The sequence below is a fragment of the Pseudomonas sp. HT11 genome, assembly GCF_044875395.1.
Taxonomy (GTDB): Bacteria; Pseudomonadota; Gammaproteobacteria; order Pseudomonadales; family Pseudomonadaceae; genus Aquipseudomonas.
The window spans coordinates 698,584-722,955 of the sequence record NZ_CP173217.1 but is presented as its reverse complement, the minus strand read 5'-3'; the positions used below and the strand labels follow the sequence as shown (position 1 = coordinate 722,955).

General features: G+C 62.3%; 20 protein-coding genes. 13 read left to right on the top strand and 7 right to left on the bottom strand.

Annotated elements, in window-relative coordinates:
- Positions 1-36: 36 nt before the first annotated feature.
- Positions 37-573, bottom strand: coding sequence for an NUDIX hydrolase (locus ABWL43_RS03110; protein WP_145160305.1), 537 nt, complete (start codon positions 571-573; stop codon positions 37-39).
- Between the two features lie 2 nt (positions 574-575).
- Positions 576-1,643: a DUF2333 family protein gene (locus ABWL43_RS03105; protein WP_404486673.1), complete on the bottom strand. Its 1,068-nt coding sequence runs from the start codon at positions 1,641-1,643 to the stop codon at positions 576-578.
- Positions 1,644-1,942: 299 nt separating this feature from the next.
- Here ABWL43_RS03105 and ABWL43_RS03100 point away from each other — a divergent pair, with 299 nt between their 5' ends.
- The 13 genes from ABWL43_RS03100 to ABWL43_RS03040 all read left to right on the top strand — a co-directional run bounded on the left by ABWL43_RS03100 (position 1,943) and on the right by ABWL43_RS03040 (position 19,007).
- The gene (locus tag ABWL43_RS03100; RefSeq protein WP_262208939.1) at positions 1,943-3,613 is read left to right on the top strand and encodes a PleD family two-component system response regulator; all 1,671 of its coding nucleotides are present in this window, start codon (positions 1,943-1,945) and stop codon (positions 3,611-3,613) included.
- A gap of 1,466 nt (positions 3,614-5,079) precedes the next feature.
- Entirely contained in the window at positions 5,080-5,628 is a 549-nt protein-coding gene (locus ABWL43_RS03095) for a methyl-accepting chemotaxis protein (protein ID WP_370004716.1), read from the top strand.
- Between the two features lie 297 nt (positions 5,629-5,925).
- Entirely contained in the window at positions 5,926-6,381 is a 456-nt protein-coding gene (aroQ, locus tag ABWL43_RS03090) for a type II 3-dehydroquinate dehydratase (protein ID WP_016972516.1), read from the top strand.
- A gap of 24 nt (positions 6,382-6,405) precedes the next feature.
- A complete protein-coding gene (accB, locus tag ABWL43_RS03085; protein ID WP_017738537.1) occupies positions 6,406-6,867 on the top strand; it encodes an acetyl-CoA carboxylase biotin carboxyl carrier protein in 462 nt (153 codons plus the stop codon).
- Between the two features lie 17 nt (positions 6,868-6,884).
- The gene (gene accC, locus ABWL43_RS03080) at positions 6,885-8,246 is read left to right on the top strand and encodes an acetyl-CoA carboxylase biotin carboxylase subunit (RefSeq protein WP_145160297.1); all 1,362 of its coding nucleotides are present in this window, start codon (positions 6,885-6,887) and stop codon (positions 8,244-8,246) included.
- A gap of 277 nt (positions 8,247-8,523) precedes the next feature.
- Positions 8,524-9,402 carry a 50S ribosomal protein L11 methyltransferase gene (gene prmA / locus ABWL43_RS03075; RefSeq protein WP_106577697.1) on the top strand — a complete coding sequence of 293 codons (879 nt, stop codon included), beginning with the start codon at positions 8,524-8,526 and terminating at the stop codon, positions 9,400-9,402.
- 30 nt (positions 9,403-9,432) lie between these two features.
- A complete protein-coding gene (locus ABWL43_RS03070; protein ID WP_404486670.1) occupies positions 9,433-10,692 on the top strand; it encodes a DUF3426 domain-containing protein in 1,260 nt (419 codons plus the stop codon).
- Positions 10,693-10,877: 185 nt separating this feature from the next.
- Positions 10,878-11,891 carry a tRNA dihydrouridine synthase DusB gene (gene dusB / locus ABWL43_RS03065; RefSeq protein WP_119737806.1) on the top strand — a complete coding sequence of 338 codons (1,014 nt, stop codon included), beginning with the start codon at positions 10,878-10,880 and terminating at the stop codon, positions 11,889-11,891.
- Positions 11,888-12,208, top strand: a complete 321-nt coding sequence (gene fis, locus ABWL43_RS03060) for a DNA-binding transcriptional regulator Fis (RefSeq protein WP_002555375.1) — start codon at positions 11,888-11,890, stop codon at positions 12,206-12,208. Before dusB ends, fis begins: the two co-directional genes overlap by 4 nt.
- A gap of 81 nt (positions 12,209-12,289) precedes the next feature.
- Complete coding sequence (gene purH / locus ABWL43_RS03055; protein ID WP_242199054.1) at positions 12,290-13,897, top strand: bifunctional phosphoribosylaminoimidazolecarboxamide formyltransferase/IMP cyclohydrolase; 1,608 nt, start codon at positions 12,290-12,292, stop codon at positions 13,895-13,897.
- Between the two features lie 169 nt (positions 13,898-14,066).
- Positions 14,067-15,359, top strand: a complete 1,293-nt coding sequence (purD, locus tag ABWL43_RS03050; RefSeq protein ID WP_106577691.1) for a phosphoribosylamine--glycine ligase — start codon at positions 14,067-14,069, stop codon at positions 15,357-15,359.
- A gap of 116 nt (positions 15,360-15,475) precedes the next feature.
- On the top strand, positions 15,476-18,247 hold the full coding sequence (locus ABWL43_RS03045) for a hybrid sensor histidine kinase/response regulator (RefSeq protein WP_145160286.1): 2,772 nt from the start codon (positions 15,476-15,478) through the stop codon (positions 18,245-18,247).
- 163 nt (positions 18,248-18,410) lie between these two features.
- The gene (locus ABWL43_RS03040; protein WP_017253590.1) at positions 18,411-19,007 is read left to right on the top strand and encodes a MarC family protein; all 597 of its coding nucleotides are present in this window, start codon (positions 18,411-18,413) and stop codon (positions 19,005-19,007) included.
- Here ABWL43_RS03040 and ABWL43_RS03035 read toward each other — a convergent pair.
- From ABWL43_RS03035 to cobG, 5 genes are all read right to left on the bottom strand, one after another.
- Positions 19,004-19,783 carry a hypothetical protein gene (locus tag ABWL43_RS03035; protein WP_145160283.1) on the bottom strand — a complete coding sequence of 260 codons (780 nt, stop codon included), beginning with the start codon at positions 19,781-19,783 and terminating at the stop codon, positions 19,004-19,006. The two genes, ABWL43_RS03040 and ABWL43_RS03035, sit on opposite strands and share 4 nt — an antisense overlap.
- Positions 19,784-20,020: 237 nt before the next feature.
- Positions 20,021-21,658, bottom strand: coding sequence for a precorrin-3B C(17)-methyltransferase (gene cobJ, locus ABWL43_RS03030; protein WP_404486666.1), 1,638 nt, complete (start codon positions 21,656-21,658; stop codon positions 20,021-20,023).
- Positions 21,658-22,392, bottom strand: coding sequence for a precorrin-2 C(20)-methyltransferase (locus tag ABWL43_RS03025; RefSeq protein WP_177410092.1), 735 nt, complete (start codon positions 22,390-22,392; stop codon positions 21,658-21,660). The genes cobJ and ABWL43_RS03025 overlap by 1 nt, the downstream gene beginning before the upstream one ends.
- Positions 22,389-23,015: a precorrin-8X methylmutase gene (locus tag ABWL43_RS03020; protein WP_404486664.1), complete on the bottom strand. Its 627-nt coding sequence runs from the start codon at positions 23,013-23,015 to the stop codon at positions 22,389-22,391. Before ABWL43_RS03020 ends, ABWL43_RS03025 begins: the two co-directional genes overlap by 4 nt.
- Positions 23,008-24,354 carry a precorrin-3B synthase gene (cobG, locus tag ABWL43_RS03015; RefSeq protein ID WP_404486662.1) on the bottom strand — a complete coding sequence of 449 codons (1,347 nt, stop codon included), beginning with the start codon at positions 24,352-24,354 and terminating at the stop codon, positions 23,008-23,010. Before cobG ends, ABWL43_RS03020 begins: the two co-directional genes overlap by 8 nt.
- Between the last annotated feature and the right edge of the window lie 18 nt (positions 24,355-24,372).

Sequence of the window (24,372 nt, the reverse complement as noted above, 5' to 3'; positions counted from 1 at the left end):
CTTGCTAAGAGCCAAATAGCGCCAATTTATGCAACTTTAGCGACGCAAGGCCAGATAGCGCCGCAAGCCCTCTTGAGCGTCCGGGCAGTAAGGCTTTTGTTCGGCTTCCTGCAGGACAATTTCAATGGGCAAAAACCGCGCTTCCATCACCTCTTCCGGCTGCAGGCGCAACGGGCCATCCCAGACAGCGGAGTAGGATTTGCACCACAGCCGGCTGTCGCCATCTTCAAAGTAGAAATGGTCATGCTCGACCAGCTCCACGCCCGCAACGCCAAGCTCTTCTTCCAGCTCTCGGGCCGCCGAATCGGCGTAGCTCTCGCCGGCCGCCACCATGCCGCCCGCCGCGGTGTCCCAGAAACCCGGGTACATGGCTTTGCTCAGGGTGCGCCGATGCACACACAACTCACCGGCAGCATTGAACAGGAAGATAAAGGTGCAACGGCCGATCAGGCCACGTTGGCGCAGGTCGGATCGCACCAGGGTACCGAGCAGGTTGTCCTGCTCGTCGACCCAGTCGATCAGTTCAGCGTCGGAGGCTGCGCGATGCGCGGCCTCCTTTTGAGAAGCGTCCATCATCACCCCTGGTTGAGGAGCTGACGCAAATCTATAACTGCAGCGTTTGCCCGGGAAATATAGTTGGCCATGACCAGCGAGTGGTTGGCGAGGACGCCAAAGCCACTGCCGTTCAGAATCATAGGGCTCCACACCGGCTCCTGCGAGGCCTCCAGCTCACGAATGATCTGGCGCACGCTGACGGTGGCGTTTTTCTTGGCCAGCACGTCGGCAAAGTCCACTTCAATGGCGCGCAGCAGGTGGGACAAGGCCCAGGCCTGGCCGCGGGCCTCGTAGAACACGTTGTCGATCTGCATCCATGGGGTTTCCACCACTTCTTCGTCGACCTGCGGCACTTCACCCGGCGCCAGGGCTTCGGTTTTCAGTGCGGTGTTCAGTTTCACCCGACCAACGCTGGCCGACAGGCGTTGCGACAGCGAACCCAAGCGGGTCGCGACGTCACCCAGCCAGTTGTTCAGGTTGTCGGCACGTGCATAGAACAGCGCGCCGCGCTGGTTCGGGTCCGACAGGCGCGCTTCATAGCGGCTCAGGGAGTTGATGCCTCCCTGGTACTCCGACTCGCTGGAGGGCAGCACCCAGCTCTTGTTATCGAAGTTGAAACGCGGCTCGGCCTTGGCCAAGTCAGCGTCTTCGGCCGACTGCGACTGGGAACGGGCGAAGTCTTTACGCAGGGCACGGGTCAGGTCACGCACTTGCACCAGCACGCCATATTCCCAGCTCGGCATGTTGTCCATCCACAGGCCCGGCGGGAAACGGTCGTTGGAAATGTAGCCACCGGGCTTGTTCAGCAAGGTGCCAACCACGGTCTTGAGGGTTTCGACGGTGGTGTAGCCCACCACCATCTGCTTGCCTTCCTTCTCGGCGGCAAGCTGGGCATTTTGCTGGACCGGGAACAGCGCCGGCTCTTCGCTCCAGTACCAACCCAGGGCGCCGGTCACCAACAGGTACAAACCCAGCACGCTGAGCAAGGCTTTGCTCATCAGCAGGTTGCGAAAGTAACTACGGTTGGCCGACTTGGGCTCAGGGGCGGGGCCTTTGGCACTGCCTGCGCGGTTTTTCCAGTCCAGCATGGCGATATCCTTTCAATCACTTGAGTTCATGCACGTCATTTGTCCGGGTGCGTTCAAACACTCCGACCACAACCCTACCCCATCGTGCCCATCGGCGCGGGGCTTTTAACCGAAAGTGGCGCGCAGGGGATGTTCGACTATAAATGAAGCACGCTTTTTACGCAGCGCGACCATCAGGTCAAAAACTGAATGGCCCAGACCGCTACTTAATTGACGCAAGACACTCATGTGAGAGAAAAGAGGTGCTAGCATAGAGCCATCAGTCGACCTCTGCATGCACCCTAACTAGTAGTCAGGATATGACCGAGCCAGAAGACCCCAGCCGTGAGCGTCTCAAGCACCATTTTGCCCAGCGGGTAATTCATCAGGCACGTCAAATTCTTGAGATCTGGCAACGCCTGCAACGCAGCGAATGGTCGAACACCGATTTGTCCGAACTCAGCGAAGCCAACCTGCGCCTGCTGCGCTTTGCCGAGCGTTTCGAGCAGCCGGAACACGGCCAGCTGGCGCGGCAAATTGGCGAGTCCCTCAAGGCGGTGGATGAAAATCGCGGCCGCCTGAGCAGCCAGGTGATCACCGAACTCAACCGCCTGATGCAGCGCCTGTCCCGCACCGGCCTGCGCCAGGGCGACCAGCTGGAACAAACCTTCCTGCCCCCCATGCGCAAGCCGATCTACGTGATGCTGGCCGATCACGACCGCGCCGAGCGCCTGGCCAAGCAGCTTGAATTTTTTGGCATGAGCGCCCAGTCGCTGGACAGCGTGGCAGCCTTTCGCGCGTCGCTGGCCGAGCGCCTGCCGTCGGCCATCGTGATGGATGTGGATTTCTGCGGTGCAGGCCTGGGCCTCAAGCTCGCCGCCGAAGCCCAGGAAGGCCTGGAGCAAAAGCTGCCGCTGCTGTTTTTCAGCCTGCACGAAACCGACACCCCGACGCGCCTGGCCGCCGTGCGCGCCGGCGGCCAGGAATTTCTCACTGGCACGCTTGAGGCTTCAAGCCTTTTGGAAAAGATCGAGGTGCTGACCTGCGTCGCGCAGTACGAGCCCTATAAGGTGCTGATCATCGACGACTCACGCGCTCAGGCGCTGCACACCGAGCGCCTGCTCAACAGCGCCGGCATCGTCACGCGCACCTTGATCGAGCCGATCCAGGCGATGGCCGAACTGGCGGACTTCCAGCCGGATTTGATCATCCTCGACATGTACATGCCCGCCTGTACCGGTACCGAACTGGCCAAGGTGATCCGCCACAATGACCGTTACGTCAGCGTGCCGATCATCTACCTGTCGGCCGAAGACGACCTGGACAAGCAACTGGACGCCATGAGCGAAGGCGGTGACGACTTCCTCACCAAGCCGATCAAGCCGCGCCACCTGATCACCACGGTGCGCAACCGCGCCGCCCGCGCGCGCAACCTCAAGGCGCGGATGGTGCGTGACAGCCTGACCGGGCTGTACAACCACACCCATATTCTGCAACTGCTCGAAGACTGCAGCTTCCGCGCTCGCCGCGAGAACAAGCCGCTGAGCTTTGCCATGCTCGACATTGACCACTTCAAGCGGGTCAACGACAGCCACGGCCACCCGATGGGCGACCGTGTGATCAAGAGCCTGGCGCTGTTTCTCAAGCAGCGCTTGCGCAAGACCGACTACATCGGCCGCTACGGCGGTGAAGAATTCGCCATCGTGATGCCCGACACCGACCTGGAATCGGCCTGCAAGGTGCTGGACGAAATCCGTGGGCGGTTTGCCGAAATTCACTACCCGGCCCAGCCGCAGGATTTGTGGTGCACCTTCAGCGCCGGGCTGGTGGAGCTGTGCGACGGTTCCGACAGCTTGATGATGGCCGCTCAGGCAGACGAGGCGCTTTACCGCGCCAAGGACACCGGACGCAACCGCGTACACGCTGCGCGCACATCAAAGCAAAGTGCCATCTTTTCACCGGAATCCACCGATTCCGTCATAACTCTGTAATGGAAACGCAATAACTTCAGGCACTTATCTTTTGCTGTCGGTTGAAACCACGCATGCGCCTGAAGCTGCTGACCAATTTGAATACCCTTCTGCTGGTGGCCGTGTGCCTGGCCCTTGGCGCGACGCTATGGTGGTCGCAACGGGCACTGGAACGGCCTTATTTGCTGATGGAGCGCTACCTTGGCCTGTCGCAGACATTTCAGAATCAGGCCGCGCGCAATATCGACGACTACCTGGCCAGCGGCGACGCGTTGCGTTTGAGCAGTGCCGGCCAGAGCCTGGAAAACCTCCTGCAGCACCTCGACGAACTGCCAGCGGACCTGGCGCAGAACCTGCGCCCCAGCCTGGTCGAGCTGGACACGTTCAGCAAAACCGACCTGCTGGCTGCCGGCAAACTGGCCGGCGACCCGCAAGCCCTGCTGCTGCAAGCCGAACGTGAGCTGGGCGCGAACCTGGAACAATTGAGCCAGTACGCCACGGGCGTCACTTCACCCGACGCTGCACGCTACTTGCCGCCGCTGCTGGCCGCGTCCCAGCACCTGGGCAAACTGTCTCTGGCCCGCGACAAGCTGGTGAGCAGCGGGCGCGCAGAGCTGGCCGATGAGGTGGAGCGCGAAGTTGCCAGCATCCGCACGCAGGCCGACCTGTTGGCGCAGTTACCGCTGCTGGGCGTAAAGGCCAGCGCCGCGTCCAGCGCGGATGATTTCTCCGCCATGCTGGGCCTGGAAAGCACCGAAAAAGCCGAAGCGCAAGACACCGGCGTGGACCTCAAACGTGAACTCAACAGCCTGCTGACCCGCTACCCTGCCGAGCTCAAACGCACTCGCGATCAGATCCAGCTGCGCACTGCACTGGCCGACAGCACGCATCTGAAAATTGCTGCCGTGCAGCAAGCCATCGCCGGCCTGGAACCTGTTGTTCGCGCGCAACACGCCAGAATCCAGGGCGAAGTGCGCCTGATGCAAGGTGTGATGATCGGGCTGATTTTGCTCATCGCACTGCTGATCGACACGCTGCAACGACGGCTGGCAAGGGTACTGACCAACCTCGCACCGGCCTTGTCCACCTGGGCCGAAGGCGACTTCAGCCAGTCGATTGCCTTGGGCAAGACCAACCGCGAACTGCACGACATCGAGGCCTCGCTTAACCGCTTGCGCGCTTACCTGGTGGACTTGGTGGGTACCATTCGCGGCAATGCCGAAGAAGTCGCCGGCAGCAGCCGCGCCCTCGCCGAACTGAGCAGCGGGCTGCACGACGGCGCCGAGCGTCAAGCCGGCGATACGGCGCAGATCCGTGATTCGCTGGGTGAACTGGAGGCGACCATCCAGCAAGTCGCCGGCGATGCCAGCCAGGCGGCCGGCGCCAGCCGCAGTGCGGGCCAGGCGGTGGAACAGGGCCAGCGGGTGATCGGCCTGAGCCTGACCGGACTGCATGCCCTGGTGGGCGAGGTGCAGCAAAACGCGCAGATGATCGAAAAACTCGCCGAAGAGTCTGCCACCATCGGCGGCGTGCTGACGGTGATTCGCGCGATTGCCGACCAGACCAACTTGCTCGCGCTCAATGCCGCCATCGAGGCTGCACGGGCCGGTGAGGCTGGACGCGGGTTTGCCGTGGTTGCCGATGAGGTGCGCTCGCTGGCGCAACGCACCGCCGGCGCCACGGCCGAAATCCAGAGCCTGATCGCCGGCCTGCAAACCGCCGCCCACCAATCGGTGCAAGGCATGCGCACTCAGGTCGAGCACGCCGAGGCCACCGCCCAGCAAGCCCAGGCAGCGGATGGCGCGCTGGATGAAATCGTCGGGGCAATCCAGACCATTTCCGACACGTCGGTGCGCATCGCCGATGTGACCGCGCAGCAGAGTGGCGCCGTCAGTGAGATTCGCGACAACAGCGAGCGGATTCACCAGTTGGGTGAGGATAATCTGCTGCGCATCGGCCAGGGCCGCCGCCAGGGCGAACACCTGCTGGTGCTGGGTGGGCAGCTCAATACGGCGGTTCAGGCGTTCCGGGTTTGAGCCCATCTCCTGCCATATGGAGAGCAAAAAGTGGGAGGGGGCTTGCCCCCGATGACAGTGTGTCACTCACTGCATGTGTTGCCTGATGCAGCGCATCGGGGGCAAGCCCCCTCCCACATTTGACATCCACAGTATTCAAGACAGTGTTGCCAATGACTGGATACTGCACCCCAGTCACAAATTTTGCGCAATCATCGCTAATCGTGCTGCCTACTGCATAGAACTGGACAGTCACAAAGGCTTTGCGGCATAGTCGCCGGGTTCTGACGTACCCACATCAATAACAAGGAACAGCCGATGGCGACCTTACTGGTTCTTCACGGACCCAACCTGAACCTGCTCGGCACCCGCGAACCGGGCGTCTACGGGGCAGTCACCCTCGATCAGATCAACCTCGATCTTGAACGACGGGCGCGTGAGGCCGGCCACCATTTGCTCTACCTGCAAAGCAATGCCGAGTACGAATTGATTGATCGCATCCATGCCGCGCGCGGCGAAGGCGTGGACTTTATCCTGATCAATCCCGCCGCTTTTACGCACACGAGTGTTGCATTACGTGACGCGCTGCTGGCGGTGAGCATCCCATTCATCGAAGTGCATCTGTCCAACGTGCACAAACGCGAAGCTTTCCGCCATCACTCCTACTTCTCCGACGTAGCAGTAGGCGTGATCTGCGGCCTTGGCGCCAGCGGTTACCGACTGGCCCTGGAGGCCGCCCTGGAACACATTGAACAACCGGCCAAGCGCCCCTGACCGACCCTTGGGAGTTGATGATTCATGGATATCCGTAAAGTTAAGAAACTGATCGAACTGCTGGAAGAATCCGGTATCGACGAGCTGGAAATCAAGGAAGGCGAAGAGTCCGTACGGATCAGCCGTCACAGCAAGACCCCGGCTCAACAGTTCTACGCACCTCAGATGCAAGCACCGGCTCCGGCCGCTGCTGCGCCAGCCGCCGCACCTGCTGCCGCTGCTCCAGCCGCACCTGCCGCGCCTGTACTGAACGGCTTCGTGGTCAAGTCGCCAATGGTCGGTACGTTCTACCGCACCCCGGCACCGACCTCGCCAGCCTTCGTTGAAGTCGGCGCAACCGTGAAAGTGGGCGACACCATCTGCATCGTTGAAGCGATGAAGATGATGAACCACATCACTGCTGAAAAAGCCGGCGTCATCGAATCCATCCTGGTAGAAAACGGTCAGCCGGTTGAGTACGACCAGCCGCTGTTCACCATCGTTTGAACCGCGGAGCGCCTTCGATGTTGAAACCTGCGAAGAAACTGCAAAAAGTCCTGATCGCCAACCGCGGCGAGATCGCGCTGCGTATCCTGCGCGCCTGTAAGGAAGAGGGCATCAAGACCGTCGCTGTTTACTCGACGGCCGATACGGAATTGATGCACGTGAAACTGGCGGACGAGAGCATCTGCATCGGCCCGCCACTGGCGACCAACTCGTACCTGAAGGTCTCCAACATCATCGCGGCCGCTGAAGTGACCGGCGCTGATGGCATCCACCCAGGCTACGGCTTCCTTGCGGAAAACGCCGACTTCGCCGAACAAGTGGAAAAATCCGGGTTTGCCTTCATTGGCCCGAAAGCCGAAACCATTCGCCTGATGGGCGACAAGGTATCGGCCAAGGACGCCATGATCGCTGCCGGCGTGCCAACCGTTCCAGGCTCCGATGGCCCACTGCCTGAAGACGAGGCAACCGCGCTGCGCATTGGTCGCGAAGTCGGTTACCCGGTGATCATCAAGGCCGCCGGTGGCGGTGGTGGTCGCGGCATGCGCGTGGTGCACAAGGAAGAAGACCTGATCGAAGCCGCCAAGCAGACCCGCTCCGAAGCGGCTGCCTGGTTCGGCAACCCGATGGTCTATCTGGAGAAGTACCTGACCAACCCACGTCACGTGGAAGTGCAGGTACTGTCCGACGGCCAGGGCCACGCCATCCACCTGGGCGACCGCGATTGCTCGCTGCAGCGCCGTCACCAGAAGGTACTGGAAGAAGCGCCGGCACCCGGCCTGGATGAAACCGCGCGCCAGGAAGTACTGGCTCGTTGCGTCAAGGCGTGCATCGACATCAACTACCGTGGCGCCGGTACGTTCGAGTTCCTCTACGAGAACGGCCGCTTCTACTTCATCGAGATGAACACTCGTGTGCAGGTAGAGCACCCGGTGTCGGAGATGGTCACCGGCATCGATATCGTCAAGGAGATGCTGAGCATCGCCGCTGGCAACACGCTGTCGTTTACCCAGGACGACGTGAAGATCCACGGCCACTCCCTGGAGTGCCGGATCAACGCCGAAGACCCGAAAACCTTTATCCCAAGTCCAGGCCTGGTCAAGCATTTCCATGCTCCGGGCGGCAACGGCGTTCGCGTCGATTCGCACCTGTACAGCGGCTACAAGGTTCCGTCCAACTACGACTCGCTGATCGGCAAGCTGATCACCTGGGGCGCCACTCGCGACGAGGCCATGGCCCGCATGCGCAACGCCCTGGACGAAATCGTGGTAGACGGCATCAAGACCAACATCCCGCTGCATCGGGACCTGGTGCGTGATGAAGGCTTCTGCGAAGGTGGTGTGAACATTCACTACCTGGAACACAAACTGGCCAACCAGTAAGTGCTCCACCCAACAAAGCCGCCTTCGGGCGGCTTTGTTGTTTCTGAGCCCTCTACTTTGAAGATGTCCATAGTCCAAATGTGGGAGGGGGCTTGCCCCCGACAACGGTGGATCAGTTACAGATACAGAGACTGACACACCGCAATCGGGGGCAAGCCCCCTCCCACATTCGGTCCGTGTTCATTCAGCACAGTCGTCTTCTGCTGTTCGCTCGCGTAAACTTGCGCGCTTTCGCGACCCCGCCGTCGCACATTCATTTTTTTCAAAGGTGCCCGCCATGCCTTGGCTGCAAGTCCGTCTCGCCATCAGCCCAGAACAAGCCGAAACCTACGAAGACGCTTTTCTTGAAGTCGGCGCCGTCTCGGTGACGTTCATGGACGCCGAAGACCAACCGATCTTCGAGCCCGAACTCAACACCACGCCGCTGTGGTCGCACACCCACTTGCTGGCCCTGTTCGAAGACGGCACCGATGCCGCCGCCGTGCTGGCCCATATGGAGTTGCTCACCGGCGGCCCGCTGCCCGAGCACCACAGCGAAGTGATCGAAGACCAGGACTGGGAACGCAGCTGGATGGACAACTTCCAGCCGATGCGCTTTGGCCAACGCCTGTGGATCGTACCCAGCTGGCACGCCGCACCTGAGCCGGATGCCGTCAACCTGCTGCTCGACCCGGGCCTGGCGTTCGGCACCGGCACCCACCCGACCACCGCCCTGTGCCTGGAATGGCTGGACGGCCAGGACCTGACCGACTGCAACGTGCTGGACTTCGGCTGCGGCTCGGGGATCCTGGCAATTGCCGCCCTGCTGCTGGGCGCCAAGGAAGCCGTCGGCACCGACATCGACGTACAAGCCCTGGAAGCCTCCCGCGATAACGCCGGGCGCAACAACATCCCTGAAGGTAAATTCCCCCTCTACCTGCCGGAGCAATTGCCCCAGGTGCAGGCCGATGTGCTGGTGGCGAATATCCTCGCCGGCCCTTTGGTTTCCCTGGCGCCGCAGTTGTCGAGCCTGGTCAAGCCGGGCGGTCGCCTGGCGCTGTCGGGCATTCTTGCCGAACAAGGTGAAGACGTGGCTGCGGCCTATGCCGCGGATTTCGATCTGGATCCGATCGCCAACCGTGATGGCTGGGTACGCATCAGCGGTCGTCGGCGCTAGAATGAGCGCTTGCCTGAATCGGATGGCCGCATGACCGACAGTTTCGTCACCCAGTGCCCGCATTGCCAAGCGCGCTTTCGCGTCAGCCACGCTCAATTGAGTGTGGCCCGTGGCGTGGTTCGCTGCGGCTCGTGCCTGCAAGTGTTCAATGCCGCGCGCCAATTGCTGGAGCAGCGCGCCAGCACCTCGGCGCCGGAACCCGAGCAGCCAGGCGTCGCCGAACACGCCGTTGAGCCAGTGCCCCAGGCTCCGCGGGCCATCAGCCAGAAACAGTGGACCGCCGAAGAGCTGGACCTGGACAACCTGGACCTGGACGAAGAACTGGCCAAGCTTGAACGCCGCGAGATTCAACACACGCAACCGCCCGGCGCGGAGCGTCGCCAGGCGAGCAGCGAGCGCCGGCAAAAGGAAGATGCCCTCAGCGCCAGCCGCGACACCGTCAAGGCCGAAGAAGAAAAATGGGCCGCCAGCCTGTTCAGCGAGCCGCCCGAAGAGCGCACCCAACCAAGCGAAGACGCGCCTGAACCGGCCAGGACGCCTGCGACCAAGCAGCGCACCGAGCCATCGATGTCGTTCAACATCGACGATATCGACGATGAGCCCCCGCTGCGTTCTCCACCTGACGACGACGAAGACGACCTCGACCCGCCGTTCACGCCGCTGACGGCTGCAGCGGACGCGCCGGAACCCGAAGACCGCCCGCAACCGCGGCGCAAGCGTGCGCGCACAGAAACCAGCGTTCACGACGATGTACTTCAGGACCTGGAAGACGACCCGCTGCACCTGTATGCGCAGAAACGTCCGACGAGCTGGGGCCGTCGCCTCATCTGGATACTCCTGGTGCTGCTGGCCGCCGCGGGCCTGGCGGGCCAGTACATCGCCTATCAATTCGACGACCTGGCTCGCCAGGACGCCTATCGCCCGTGGTTCCAGCAACTGTGCCCAACCCTCGGTTGCACCGTGCCATCACGGGTCGATATTACCCACATCAAGAGCAGCAACCTGGTGGTGCGCAGCAATCCCGAGTTCGCCGGGGCGCTGGTGGTGGACGCAATCATCTATAACCGCGCGACGTTCTCACAGCCCTTCCCGCTGCTGGAGCTGCGCTTTGCCGATTTGAACGGCGGCCTGATTGCCAGTCGTCGCTTCAAACCGGCTGAATACCTCAGTGGTGAGCTGGCCGGGGTGAGCGAAATGCCTTCGCAGACACCCATCCATATTTCCCTGGATATCCTCGATCCAGGCAATAAAGCCGTGAATTACAGCCTGAGTTTCCACTCGCCCGAGTGAGGCGCCGCGCACGCCGAGGTTTGACGGCAGATAATTGACTGGGCGCTGCGCAACCAAACCGACCGCGATAAAGAAATAACTGTTCAGATTTTATCCAATTCAGCCTTTATCCAGTCATCGAGAGCGGGTATCATGCCAACCCTTTTTCGAACTCTAATGATCCGGCCCCACAACAGGGAAGTCCTATGTCGGCGGTACGCATCGGCCCATACACATTGCAAAACGGCTTGATCCTCGCCCCGATGGCGGGCGTCACCGACCAGCCCTTTCGTCAGCTGTGCAAGCGTTTGGGCGCGGGTCTAGTAGTCTCTGAAATGGTCACCAGCGACATGAGCTTGTGGAACACCCGCAAATCGCGGATGCGCATGATCCACGAAGGTGATCCCGAGCCGCGCTCGGTACAGATCGCCGGTGGCGATGCACAGATGCTCGCGGACGCGGCCAGGGCCAACGTGGAGTTGGGCGCACAGATCATCGACATCAACATGGGCTGCCCGGCCAAGAAGGTCTGCAACAAGGCCGCCGGTTCCGCCCTGTTGAAAGATGAGCAATTGGTAGCCGAGATCCTGCAGGCCGTTGTCGCCGCAGTGGATGTGCCGGTCACCCTGAAGATTCGTACCGGCTGGGACCGGGACAACAAGAACGGCCTGACGGTGGCGAAGATCGCCGAACAGGCAGGCATTACAGCGCTGGCGGTGCATGGCCGCACCCGCGCCGACCTTTACACCGGTGAAGCCGAGTACGACACCATTGCCGCGATCAAGCAGGCGGTGTCGATCCCGGTCTTTGCCAATGGCGACATCGACTCAGCCGAGAAAGCCCGGCGCGTGCTGCACGCAACCGGCGCCGATGGCTTGTTGATTGGCCGGGCCGCCCAGGGGCGGCCATGGATTTTTCGTGAGATCGAGCACTTTCTGCGTACTGGCGAAGTCATGCCGGCACCGGAGCTGATCGAGGTGGAACGTATTCTGCTAGAGCATCTGGCCGCCCTGCACGCCTTCTATGGAGACGTGATGGGAGTACGCATTGCTCGCAAGCATGTCGGCTGGTATCTCGCAACCTTGCCGGGCGCCAGGGAGTTTCGCGCCCACTTCAATCGTTTGGATGATACGGAAGCACAGTGCGCCAACGTTCGTGAGTTCTTCAGCGAGCGTTACAAGAGCCTGGGGACAGGGGACGGAGAGGGGGTGGCCGCATGACGATGATGACCGAGACTTTAGTGAGTGGAACAACACCCGTGAGCGACAACGTCAATTTGAAACAGCACCTCAACACGCCGAGCGAAGAAGGCCAGACCCTTCGCGGGAGTGTCGAGAAGGCGCTGCACAATTATTTCGCCCACCTAGAGGGCGCTTCCGTCACGGACGTGTACAACCTGGTGCTCTCCGAAGTCGAGGCGCCCTTGCTCGAAAGCGTGATGAACTACGTCAAGGGCAACCAGACCAAAGCCAGTGAGCTGCTGGGCCTCAACCGTGGCACCTTGCGCAAAAAGCTCAAGCAGTACGATTTGCTGTAAGCATTCAATCAAACCAGAAAGGCGCCCGCGTAAAAACGGACGCCTTTTTTGCTGACTCCTTTGCTTTTGATGGAAATTGAAATGACCGACCAGACTACCCGCCTGCCGATCCGCCGCGCCTTGATCAGTGTTTCCGACAAGACCGGGATCCTCGAATTTGCCCGGGAGCTGGAAGCCCTGGGTGTGGAAATCCTCTCCACGGGCGGGACCTTCAAACTGCTGCAGGACAACGGCGTGGCCGCAGTAGAAGTCGCGGACTACACCGGTTTCGCAGAAATGATGGACGGTCGGGTCAAGACCCTGCACCCGAAAATCCACGGCGGGATCCTCGGTCGTCGCGGTATCGACGACGCCATCATGACCGAGCACGGCATCAAGCCGATCGACCTGGTGGCCGTTAACCTTTATCCGTTCGAAGCCACCATCAACAAGCCAGGTTGCGACCTGCCGACCGCCATCGAAAACATCGATATCGGCGGCCCGACCATGGTTCGCTCGGCTGCCAAGAACCACAAAGACGTGGCCATCGTGGTTAACGCCAGCGACTACGCCAACGTGCTGGAAAGCCTCAAAGCCGGCGGCCTGACGTACGCCCAGCGTTTCGACCTGATGCTCAAGGCGTTCGAACACACCGCCGCCTACGACGGCATGATCGCCAACTACATGGGCACCGTGAACCAGGCCGCCGAGACCCTGAGCACAGAGGGCCGCAGCCAGTTCCCGCGCACCTTCAACAGCCAGTTCATCAAGGCCCAGGAAATGCGCTACGGCGAGAACCCGCACCAGAGCGCGGCGTTCTACGTTGAGGCCAAACCTGCTGAAGTCGGCATCGCCACCGCGACCCAACTGCAAGGCAAAGAGCTGTCCTACAACAACGTGGCCGACACCGACGCCGCGCTCGAATGCGTGAAGAGCTTCGTCAAGCCGGCCTGCGTGATCGTCAAGCACGCCAACCCGTGCGGCGTGGCCGTAAGCCCGGACGCTGAAGGCGGTATCCGCCAGGCGTACGAACTGGCCTACGCCACCGACACCGAATCCGCCTTCGGCGGCATCATCGCCTTCAACCGCGAGCTGGATGCTGAAACCGCAAAAGCCATCGTCGAGCGTCAGTTCGTTGAAGTGATTATTGCCCCGTCCGTGAGCGAAGAAGCCCGCGCCATCGTTGCCGCCAAAGCCAACGTGCGCCTGCTGGCCTGTGGCGAGTGGTCGGCGGACCGCGCCGCTGCCTGGGACTACAAACGCGTCAACGGCGGCTTGCTGGTACAGAGCCGCGACATCGGCATGATCGGCAGCGCCGATCTCAAAGTGGTGACCAAGCGCGCCCCGACCGAGCAGGAAATCAACGACCTGATCTTTGCCTGGAAAGTCGCCAAGTACGTTAAATCCAACGCTATCGTCTACGCCAAGAACCGCCAGACCATCGGCGTCGGTGCCGGCCAGATGAGCCGCGTGAACTCGGCGCGTATCGCTGCGATCAAGGCTGAGCACGCCGGCTTGCAGGTAGCCGGTTCGGTGATGGCTTCCGACGCGTTCTTCCCGTTCCGTGACGGCCTGGACAATGCGGCCAAGGCTGGCGTTACCGCGGTGATCCAACCTGGTGGTTCGATGCGCGATGCTGAAGTCATCGCCGCCGCTGATGAGGCTGGCATCGCCATGGTCTTCACCGGCATGCGCCACTTCCGCCACTGACAGATTTGATCCCAAGCGGGCACTGGCCCTCTGTGGGAGCTGGCTTGCCTGCGATGCGGGCGCCTCGGTGTATCAAGTACACCGAGGTGATGCTATCGCAGGCAAGCCAGCTCCCACAGAAAAGCGGCCCATAGTGCTCCCAGAATTTGCGTCATCCGAGGTTTTTGAAATGAATGTTTTGATCATTGGCAGCGGTGGCCGTGAACACGCCCTGGCCTGGAAAGTTGCCCAGGACCCGCGCGTCCAGAAAGTATTCGTCGCACCCGGCAACGCCGGCACCGCCATTGAAGCCAAGTGCGAAAACGTCGCCATCGACGTGTTGGCCCTTGAGCAGCTGGCTGATTTCGCCGAGAAGAACGTGTCCCTGACCATCGTCGGTCCGGAAGTACCATTGGTGGCCGGCGTCGTGGACCTGTTCCGCAGCCGCGGCCTGGACTGCTTCGGCCCGACCGCCGGCGCAGCCCAACTGGAAGGCTCGAAAGCCTTCACCAAGGACTTTTTGGCACGCCACAAGATTCCGACTGCCGACTACCAGAACTTCACCGAGATCGAGCCGGCCCTGGCTTACCTGCGTGAAAAAGGTGCACCGATCGTCATCAAGGCCGACGGCCTGGCCGCCGGTAAAGGCGTGATCGTGGCGATGACCCTGCAAGAAGCCGAAGACGCGGTGCGCGACATGCTCGCCGGCAACGCATTTGGTGACGCCGGTTCGCGCGTGGTCATCGAGGAGTTCCTCGACGGCGAAGAAGCCAGCTTTATCGTGATGGTCGACGGCAAGAATGTCCTGCCGATGGCCACCAGCCAGGACCACAAACGCGTCGGCGACGGCGATAGCGGCCCGAACACCGGCGGCATGGGTGCTTACTCCCCTGCCCCGGTGGTCACCGCCGAGGTACACAAGCGCGTGATGGACCTGGTGATCTGGCCGACCGTGCGCGGCATGGCCGACGAAGGCAATGTGTACACCGGCTTCCTGTACGCCGGCCTGATGATCGACAAAGCCGGTAACCCGAAAGTCATCGAGTTCAACTGCCGCTTTGGTGATCCGGAAACCCAACCGGTGATGCTGCGTCTGCAATCGAGCCTGGTGCTGCTGGTGGAAGCGGCCCTGGCTCAGGCGCTGGACAAGGTTGAAGCGCAATGGGATCCGCGTCCGAGCGTCGGCATTGTGCTGGCGGCCGGTGGTTACCCTGGCGACTACGCCAAGGGCGATGTAATTGAAGGCCTCGACGCAGCTGCTACGCTGGAAGGCAAGGTGTTCCATGCGGGCACCGCGCTCAAGGACGGCAAGGTTGTAACCGCAGGTGGCCGTGTATTGTGCGCCACCGCAATGGGTGCCAGTGTCGACGCCGCGCAGCAACAGGCGTACAAGCTGGCCGCGAAAATCGACTGGAAAGGTTGCTTCTACCGCACGGACATCGGCTACCGCGCCATTGCCCGTGAACGTGGCGAGAACCAATAAGCAGCTGCCCTCCAGTCGCTATCCGTTCGGTTAGGCAAGGGCCTTTGGCCCTTGCCGTACCCACGTCGCCCCGCGCATAGTTAACCCGTGCAATCAACCTACGAAGGGATTTCGCCGTGCGCTGGCTCAGGATCGCCATAGGTTTCACAGTCAGTCTGCTGACCCTGCTCTGCTTGTTCCCGGCCCAGGCCGCCGCGCAAGGCAGTGGATGGGCAGTATTGCTTGATGAACAGGCCGACCTGCAACTGAGCGATATCCGCTCCGCCCGTTACACCAATCAATTTAGCCCCATCGAACTGGACCGGATTACCGCCGCCGAGCCGGACGGTGCGTTGTGGGTACGTTTCAAGCTGCAACCTGGCAAGCACGAGCAAGTGCTGCGGGTATTTGCCCCCGACCTGTCCCACCTGAGCCTCTATGTACTGGACGGCGACACCCTGGTGGAACAACAAAGTACCGGCACCCGCCAGCCGCAGGCGGAACGCCCGCTGCCCAGCAGCGATTTCATGCTGCCGATGCCCCAGAGCCAGAAACCCCTCGAGGTGTACCTGCGCCTGGTGTCGGAACACGAACTGCGCCCCTACATCACCCTGGAACCGGCCGTACTGGCTGCCGCCGACCAGAACCAGACGCTGATCTACGGCCTGTTGTTCGGCTGCCTGCTGATGCTGATCCTGCACAACCTCACGCGCTTCGCCTACCACCGCTCGCGCAGCAGCCTGTGGCTGGCGGCCTGCGAGTTGCTCTTGATGTTGAGCCTGGCACTGTTGCTCAACCTGGTGGGGCCGTGGCTGCCGAACTGGCATGCTGTCCAGACCCCGGGCGCCTACCTCGCCCTGCTGCTGACCGCGCCGTGCGGGCTGATGTTCGCCTATCGGTTCTTCATGCCGCTGGGCCCGCACCTGCTGAACAAACTGTTGATGGCCGACATCCTGCTGATCGTGCTGTGCGGCCTGCTGCTGTTGTTCGTCAACACCTTGCCGCTGAACATCATCACTTACGCCCTGGTGGCCCTGGCCGGTCTGAGCATGCTGTTTGTCTCGGCCTACCACTGGCAGAAAGGCTACCGGCCGGCACGTTTGTTCGTAGCGGGCATGGTGGTGTTCAACATCGGCACACTGATCATCCTGCCTGCCCTGCTCGGCCTGACGCTGGTGGCACCGCAAGGCTTGATCGTCACGCTGCTCGGTTTTATCTGCCTCAGCGGCCTGCTGATGAGCCTGGCCCTGGGCGAACGCCAGCGCGCAATTGTCGAAGCGCGCTTCAGCCTCAGCCGCGACCTGGCGGCCAGCAATGCCGAGATCGCCGCCAAAGCCGAGTTCCTGGCGAAGATCAGCCACGAAATCCGCACCCCCATGAACGGCGTGCTGGGCATGACCGAGCTGCTGCTGGGCACGCCGCTGTCGGTCAAGCAGCGTGACTACGTGCAGACCATCCATAGCGCCGGGAACGAACTGCTGACGTTGATCAACGAGATCCTCGACATCTCCAAGCTGGAGTCCGGGCAGATCGAGCTGGACGACGTGCAGTTCGACCTCAACGCATTGATCGAAGACTGCCTGAGTATCTTCCGCGCCAAGGCCGAGCAACAGAACGTCGAACTGATCAGCTTTATCCAGCCTCAGGTGCCACGCGTGATCAGCGGTGACCCGACGCGTCTGCGCCAGGCGTTGTTGAGCCTGCTGGAAAATGCCCTGCAAAAGACCGACGAAGGTGAAGTGCTGATCGTCGTTGCACTCGACGAACGCAGCACCAAGCCGCGCCTGCGCATCGCCGTGCAAGACAGCGGCCTGCCGATGGAAGCCGCCGAGCGTGACGCGTTGCTGCACAGCGAACTGCACAGCAAGAACTTCCTCTCGGCCACGCGCTTGAGCGGCCACCTGGGCCTGGTGATCGCGCGACAACTGATCCTGTTGATGAATGGCGAGTTCGGCATCAAGAGCGGCAGCCATCAGGGCAGCACCTTGTGGTTGACCCTGCCGCTGGACCCGGAACGCCTGGAACACCCGACCTCCGACCTCGACGGCCCGCTCAAAGGCGCACGGGTGCTGGTGGTCGATGACAACGACACCTGCCGCAAAGTGCTGGTGCAGCAATGCACGGCCTGGGGCTTGAACGTCAGCGCCGTGCCGTCCGGCAAAGAAGCCCTGGCGTTGCTGCGCACCAAGGCGCACCTGCGCGACTACTTCGACGTGGTCCTGCTGGACCAGAACATGCCCGGCATGACCGGTATGCAACTGGCCGCCAAGATCAAGGAAGACCCGAGCCTGAACCACGACATCCTGCTGATCATGCTCACCGGTATCAGCAACGCGCCGAGCAAGATCATCGCGCGCAACTGCGGGATCAAGCGCATCCTCGCCAAGCCGGTGGCCGGCTACACGCTCAAGACCACCCTGGCCGATGAACTGACCCAGCGCAGCAAAGGCGTGGTGCAGCCGCGCGCGGCCATCAGCGCGCCGGCAGCGGTGACCGTGCCGGCAGACTTCCGCATCCTGGTGGCCGAAGACAACAGCATCTCCACCAAAGTGATCCGCGGCATGCTCGGCAAGCTCAACCTCAACCCGGACACCGCCAGCAATGGCGAAGAAGCCCTCGAGGCGATGAAGGCTCAGCGTTACGACTTGGTGCTGATGGACTGTGAAATGCCGATCCTCGATGGTTTTTCCGCCACCCAGCAATTGCGCGCGTGGGAAGTCAGCCACCAACGCATTCGAACGCCGGTGGTCGCACTGACCGCGCATATCCTTTCGGAACATAAAGAGCGCGCGCGCCAGGCCGGGATGGATGGGCATATGGCCAAACCGGTGGAGTTGTCGCAGTTGCGCGAGCTGGTGGAGTTCTGGGTGGCGCAGCGTCAGCAACGACCGGAACACGCGCCTTCCTGACCCGAAATGCAGTCTCCTGTGGGAGCTGGCTTGCCGGCGATGGCGGTGTGTCAATCACACACTTTTTGTCTGATCCACCGCTATCGCCGGCAAGCCAGCTCCCACATTTGACCTGTGTCGCCTGATAGACTCTGCCCACTTTCCCCGCCCGCGAGCCGCCCTCATGCTCCACGTGTTATTCAGCGTTTACCTGAAGATGCTGGTGCTCTACAGCCCGTTCTTCGTGCTGTCCTGTTTTATCAGCCTGACCCGTGGTTATTCCAGCAAGGAGCGGCGGCGACTGGCCTGGAAAGTAGCGCTGGCAACGCTGGTGTCGAGCGTGTTGCTGTACCTGTTCGGGCGGGTGATTTTCAGCGTGTTCGGCATCACCGTGGACGCTTTTCGCATCGGCGCCGGCAGCGTGCTGTTCATCTCGGCGCTGGGCATGGCCCAGGGCAAGTCGGCGGTACAGACCGACAACGTGCAGCAGGACGTGACCATTGTGCCGCTGACCATCCCGCTCACCGTCGGCCCGGGCACCATCGGTGCGCTGCTGGTGATGGGCGTGAGCCAGCCGCACTGGGATGACAAGATCATGGCCATCCTCAGCATTGCCCTGGCCAGCCTCACGGTGGGCGTGGTGCTGTACCTGTCCAACCGCATCGAACGCATTCTGGGCGACCAGGGCTTGCAGATTGTCAGCCGGTTGATGGGGTTGTTCGTGTGCGCCCTCGCCGCGCAGATCATCTTTACCGGCGTACGCGGTTATCTGGTGCCCTAGATACGGTACTTGGCGATGGCCAGCTGGACCTTGTCACCGGCGCTCTCACGCATCAGCTGGAGCGTCGTTTCGTTGACCACCGCGGTATTGAGCACCAGGCAGGTTTGCCCACTGAAGGCCTCGAACGAGGCGCTGTCCCATTCCAGAAAGGGCAAGCCGACCTGCTTGCTCACACCGTGACTGCTGTAGGTCACCAGCACCATCATCACTTCTCCCTCGGTTTCGGCGCAGGAGGCCAGGCCGAAATCACCGCCCTGATGCACCGTGCTATTGCGTTTGAACAGGTCAAACGTCGCGGGTTGCTGCTTCAACGCCTCCAACGCATCCGCCGCCAGCTTGGGCAATGCGGTGAGCAACGGTCCTGCCAGCGACGTCGAGGCCAGCATCGCCGCAATGATGTTCAGTGCCGCCAGTTGCACGGTCAGGCCTTTGCCCGAGCGCGTGACCCGCTCGAAGCGGCTGCGCACCGGCAGCCAGCCCAGACTGACCATCACCTTGATAAATTCGTCATACCAGGCTTCGGTGCCGCGTTGAACCTTCAACACATCGCTGACGTAGCTGCTCGCAAGCAAATAGCTCTTGCGAACGTATTCGCGGTTCGGGGCGGACATCCCCTCGATAAACGAGATCACGCCGTTGTTCACCACCGCCGCGTTGCTGTCATCGTCCGTGCCCATCGGCGCAGAGGTCTGTACACCCGGCGCTCCCGGCAACTTGTAGGCGGCAATCAACTTGCGCCTCTTTACGCTGTTGATCCTTCGGTGCTGTCGCTCCATTTTCAGTTCTCCACAGGCACCCCACATGGGGCGTGTGTTCACACTAGTCCAGCCGCGAGCGCGCTTTCCAGACCACAAACATCATTTGCCGGCATGCGGCGAGCTACGCCACCCAACGATTGCTGGGCGGCCCTTGGGCCCTTCCGGATTTCGTCGATAAAAAAAGAAAAAGCCCCGAATAACGGCGGGCGTTAACCCAGCGTTACTCGGAGCTTTCCGGCGTGCGACAGGCCGTTTTCAGGAGGCGGGTTTTTCGCCATACCAGCGCGGCGTGTACACCCACGCACCGCCACCGGCGCGCGGGAATACGCACGTGGTGGACGAGCCGATCAGCACCATGGTGCGCATATCCACCTGTTCAGGCGTCAGTTGCCCAAGCGTGGTGACACGCAGTGTCTGGCCTGGGCGACCGATATCGCGCCCCAGCACTACAGGCGTTTCAGGCGTGCGGTGCAGCGCGACGATTTCCAGCGCGCGCCCCAATTGCCATGGCCGCGAACGCGAGATCGGGTTGTAGAACGCCAGCGCCAAGTCGGCCTGGGACGCAAGGTCCAGGCGCTTTTCGATGATCGACCAGGGCTTGAGGTTGTCCGACAGCGACATCACACAAAAGTCATGCCCCAGCGGCGCACCCGCCTGCGCAGCGGTGGCAAGCGACGCCGAGACGCCTGGCAGAATCTGCAGGTCAACCTGATGCCAGGCCGGGTTACTCGACTCATGCAAGGCCTCGATCACGGCCGCCGCCATGGCGAATACGCCGGGGTCTCCGGACGATACCACCACAACTGAACGCCCTTGCGCGGCCAGCTCGAAGGCATGGCGCGCACGCTGCATTTCTTCGCGGTTATCGGTGCAGTGCTGCACTTGGTCGTCACGAAATGGCCCGGCCATGCGCACATAGGTTTCGTAACCAAGCACATCGGTGCAGCGCGCCAGTTCAGCCTTGACCGCCGGCACCATCAACTCGGCGGCGCCAGGGCCCAGGCCAATCACCGCCAGACGGCCGCGCGGGCGCCCGACATGCGCCAGGTCCAGGGGCTGCTCGGCGACGCTGATGACGATGTCCGCCTCTTGCGTGACGCTGGAAAACAGCAGCGGCACATTCAACGCCAGCGCAGCCTCGTGCAGCGAAGGTTCGGCCATCTGTGTATCGCTGGCCAACACGCAGGCCAGGGATTGAACGGCAAGACCCGCGTCGTGCAATGCCGCCCGCACACGCTCAGCCAAGTGCGCGCCGGGCTTGCAGGTGACGCACACGTTCTGCGAGTAAATCAGCAACTCGTTGGCCGCAGGCACGCGCTCGGCGCTGCCCACATGAATCGCCAGACGCGCCTGCTGATCCTGCGGCAGATTGGCCTGAGCCAGCCAGGGCGCCGCGCCTTCGATGCGCACGCTTTCGCCGGCCAGCAGGTCCGAGACAAAACGCTTGCCCAGCTCCAGATCCGCCAGCTGATAACCGGCCGGCGGGTTGAGCAGGCAGGTGCCGAACCGCAACTCGCCACTGGTGGTGATCGCGGCAGGCACGTCCAACGCGGCGGCAATGTCGCGCGCCATCACGTTCACGCCACCGAGGCCGCCGAGCAACGGCACCACGGCGCTGCCGTCTTCCGCCACGGCCAGCACGGCGGGCTCCTCGCCCTTTTCCAGCAGCAGCGGCGCCAGGGTGCGGATCACGATGCCGGCAGCGCACAGCGCAATCAGCGGCGTGCCCTGTTGATACAGCTGGCGCAGGGTCGCGCCGAACTCGCTGTAGGTCTGGTCGGCGCCTTCAACGCGCCCGGCCAAGCCGTGGATCAGCGCGCCGGGGTAAACCTGCGCAATCCTGCGCGCCGTGGCCAGGCTGCCCTGGCCCAGAATGACAATCGCCGGGCGCATCAACCTTGCCACCTTTCGCCGGGCACGATGATCAGCGAGAAGTACGGCGAAGACGCCGGGTCGACCTGATCCAGCGGCACGATTTTCTGGTTGGCCATGGTCGCGCGCTCTACGTACAGCGCGCGCTCGGCCAGGCCGAGTTCTTCCAGCACCTGGCGCACCTTGGGGAAGTTACGCCCCAGCTTCATGATTACCGCCGCATCGGCATCCGCCAGGCGACGTTTGAGGTCGTCATGGGGCAGCACGCCCGAGAGCACCGACAGGCTCTGATTGCGATACACCAGCGGCGCGCCGAGTACCGAGGCGCCGCCGAGCATCGAACACACGCCGGGAATCACCTGGGCGTCATAGCGCTCGGCCAGGCGATCATGCAGGTACATGTAGGACCCGTAGAAGAACGGGTCACCTTCGCAGATCACCGCCACGTCGCGGCCGGCGTCCAGGTGCGCGGCCACGTCGAGGCTGGCCGTGTCGTAGAAGTCGCTGATGACTTGCTCGTAGGACAGCGGCGCCGGCAGCACTTCGGTGGTTACCGGGTACACCAGCGGCATCAGGGTCTGCTGCGCGACCAGGTGGTCTTCGATGATGCCGAACGCATTGCCCTTCTTGCCCTTGGCCACGAAGTACGCCACCACCGGCGATTCGCGCAGCAGGCGCAGGGCCTTGAGGGTGATCAGTTCCGGGTCGCCGGGGCCCACGCCCAGGCCGATCAAACGTCCGCGTGCCGACATTATTCGACCTCCGTGGCCAAGGCGTTGACCGCAGCGGCCGCCATCGCACTGCCGCCCAGACGCCCTTGCATGATCACGAACGGCACGCCACGGCTGTCGGCCGCCAGCATGGCCTTGGACTCGGCAGCGCCGACAAAGCCGACCGGAAAGCCCAGGATCAATGCAGGTTTTGGCGCGCCGGCGTCGAGCATCTCCAGCAGGTAGAACAGCGCGGTCGGCGCGTTGCCGATCACCACCACGCTGCCTTCCAGGTGCGGGCGCCACAGCTCCAGCGCGGCAGCGGAACGGGTGTTGCCCAACGCGCGCGCCAGGTCCGGCACGCTGTCGTCGCGCAGGGTGCAGATCACCTCATTGTTGGCCGACAGGCGCGCACGGGTTACGCCTTCAGAGACCATCCGCGCATCGCACAGAATCGGCGCACCGGCGGCCAGCGCATCGCGCCCGGCCTTGCCTGCGCCTTCGGAGAACTGCAGGCCATCGATGGCCTCGACCATGCCGCAGGCATGAATCACCCGCACCGCGAGTTTTTCCAAATCAGCCGGGATGCGGTCCAACTTGGCTTCCGCGCGAATAATGGCGAAGGAGTTGCGATAGATCTCCTGACCGTCGCGGATGTAATCAATCATCGGTGTTGCTCCGTGAGCGTGCGCGTAACAGGGCGCCCGCCGCTTCAATGGAAAGAGTGCGCGCGTGCAGCCGGCCGAAACCTGGCTGGGCTGCATCGCGAAAATAGACGTCGTAGTGGCCGGGGCTCACCGCCAGCAACGTGACAGCCGCGGTGTGCGCGGCCGCGCAGGAGCGTGGGCAGCCGGACAGGTGCACCTCAACGCCAGGTTGCAGCGCGGCCAATTGCAGGGCGTCGGCCTTGGTGTCGGCCAGGCCTTTGCCACAGCCGCTTGAGCCGGTGCAGGCAATCAGGCGCGCCAGGGGTTGGTCGACTGAGCAGAGAAAGCCCAGGTGCGCCAGACGTTCAGTCACTGCGCCGTGGCTTTTAAGGTTGGGCAGCAGCACGCCCTGCCATGGCGTGAAACGTAAAGTGCCGTCGCCGAACTCCAAGGCCAACTGCGCGGCGCCTTTGAGCATGCTTGAATCCAGGCGACCCAGCGGTGCAACGGCGGCGACGTAGAATTGATCTTTTTGCCGCTGTGGATAACTGCCCAAGTGCAGTAAAGCCCCACTGGCCGGGCGCTTGAAGCCTTCCACCGGCAGCAGCGGCAGGCTCAGACGGGCCAGTAAGTTATCCACAGCCAGATGACGCATACGGGTTTGCGTGGGCGTCGCCACGTCGAGAAACAGCTCCAGCACGGCAACGACCAGAGCATGACCTTGCTCCAGGGGCACGGCCGCCAATGGCGCATCCAACCCAGGGCAACCGGCCAGGCCGAAGGCCAATAATGTTTCGCCATCGCGCTCAAACGCCGACAACCACAGGTCGTGGTGATGCTCGAGCATCGCCAGGGCTTCACCGCCATCGAGCTGCACGGCGAACTTGGCCGACAACTCATGGAACCGTGGATGGTTTTGCAAGGTGGCGAGGATCTGCCCGGCCAACGGTCGGGTGTCGAACAACATCTGAGTGTCGATACCGGCGCTGGGGCTGAGCATCAGGTTGCGCACATCATCGCCAGCCGCGTTGTTCGGGCCCAGGCCTGCGGCCAGCAGCGCGGCGATCAAGGCCTGCTGCTCGGCACCAATCCCGCGAATCTGCAGATTGGCGCGGTTGGTGGCCTCGATCACTCCACCGGCGTAGGCCTGGGCCGCGTCCGCCACGGCCATCGCCTGGGCGGCAGTGATGGCGCCACCGGCCAGTTTGATCCGACAAATGCCGCCATCCAACGCCTGGACAATACGCAGCAACCCCGGACAAGCCGAGGGGCGCAAGGTGTTCAGAGCAGGTGTTGGGTTCACGGGGCTACCGGTTGACGGGTAAAGGCGCGGTATTATGCCTGCTTTGTCCGGCGGCATGAAAAGCCTGCCCGTCGG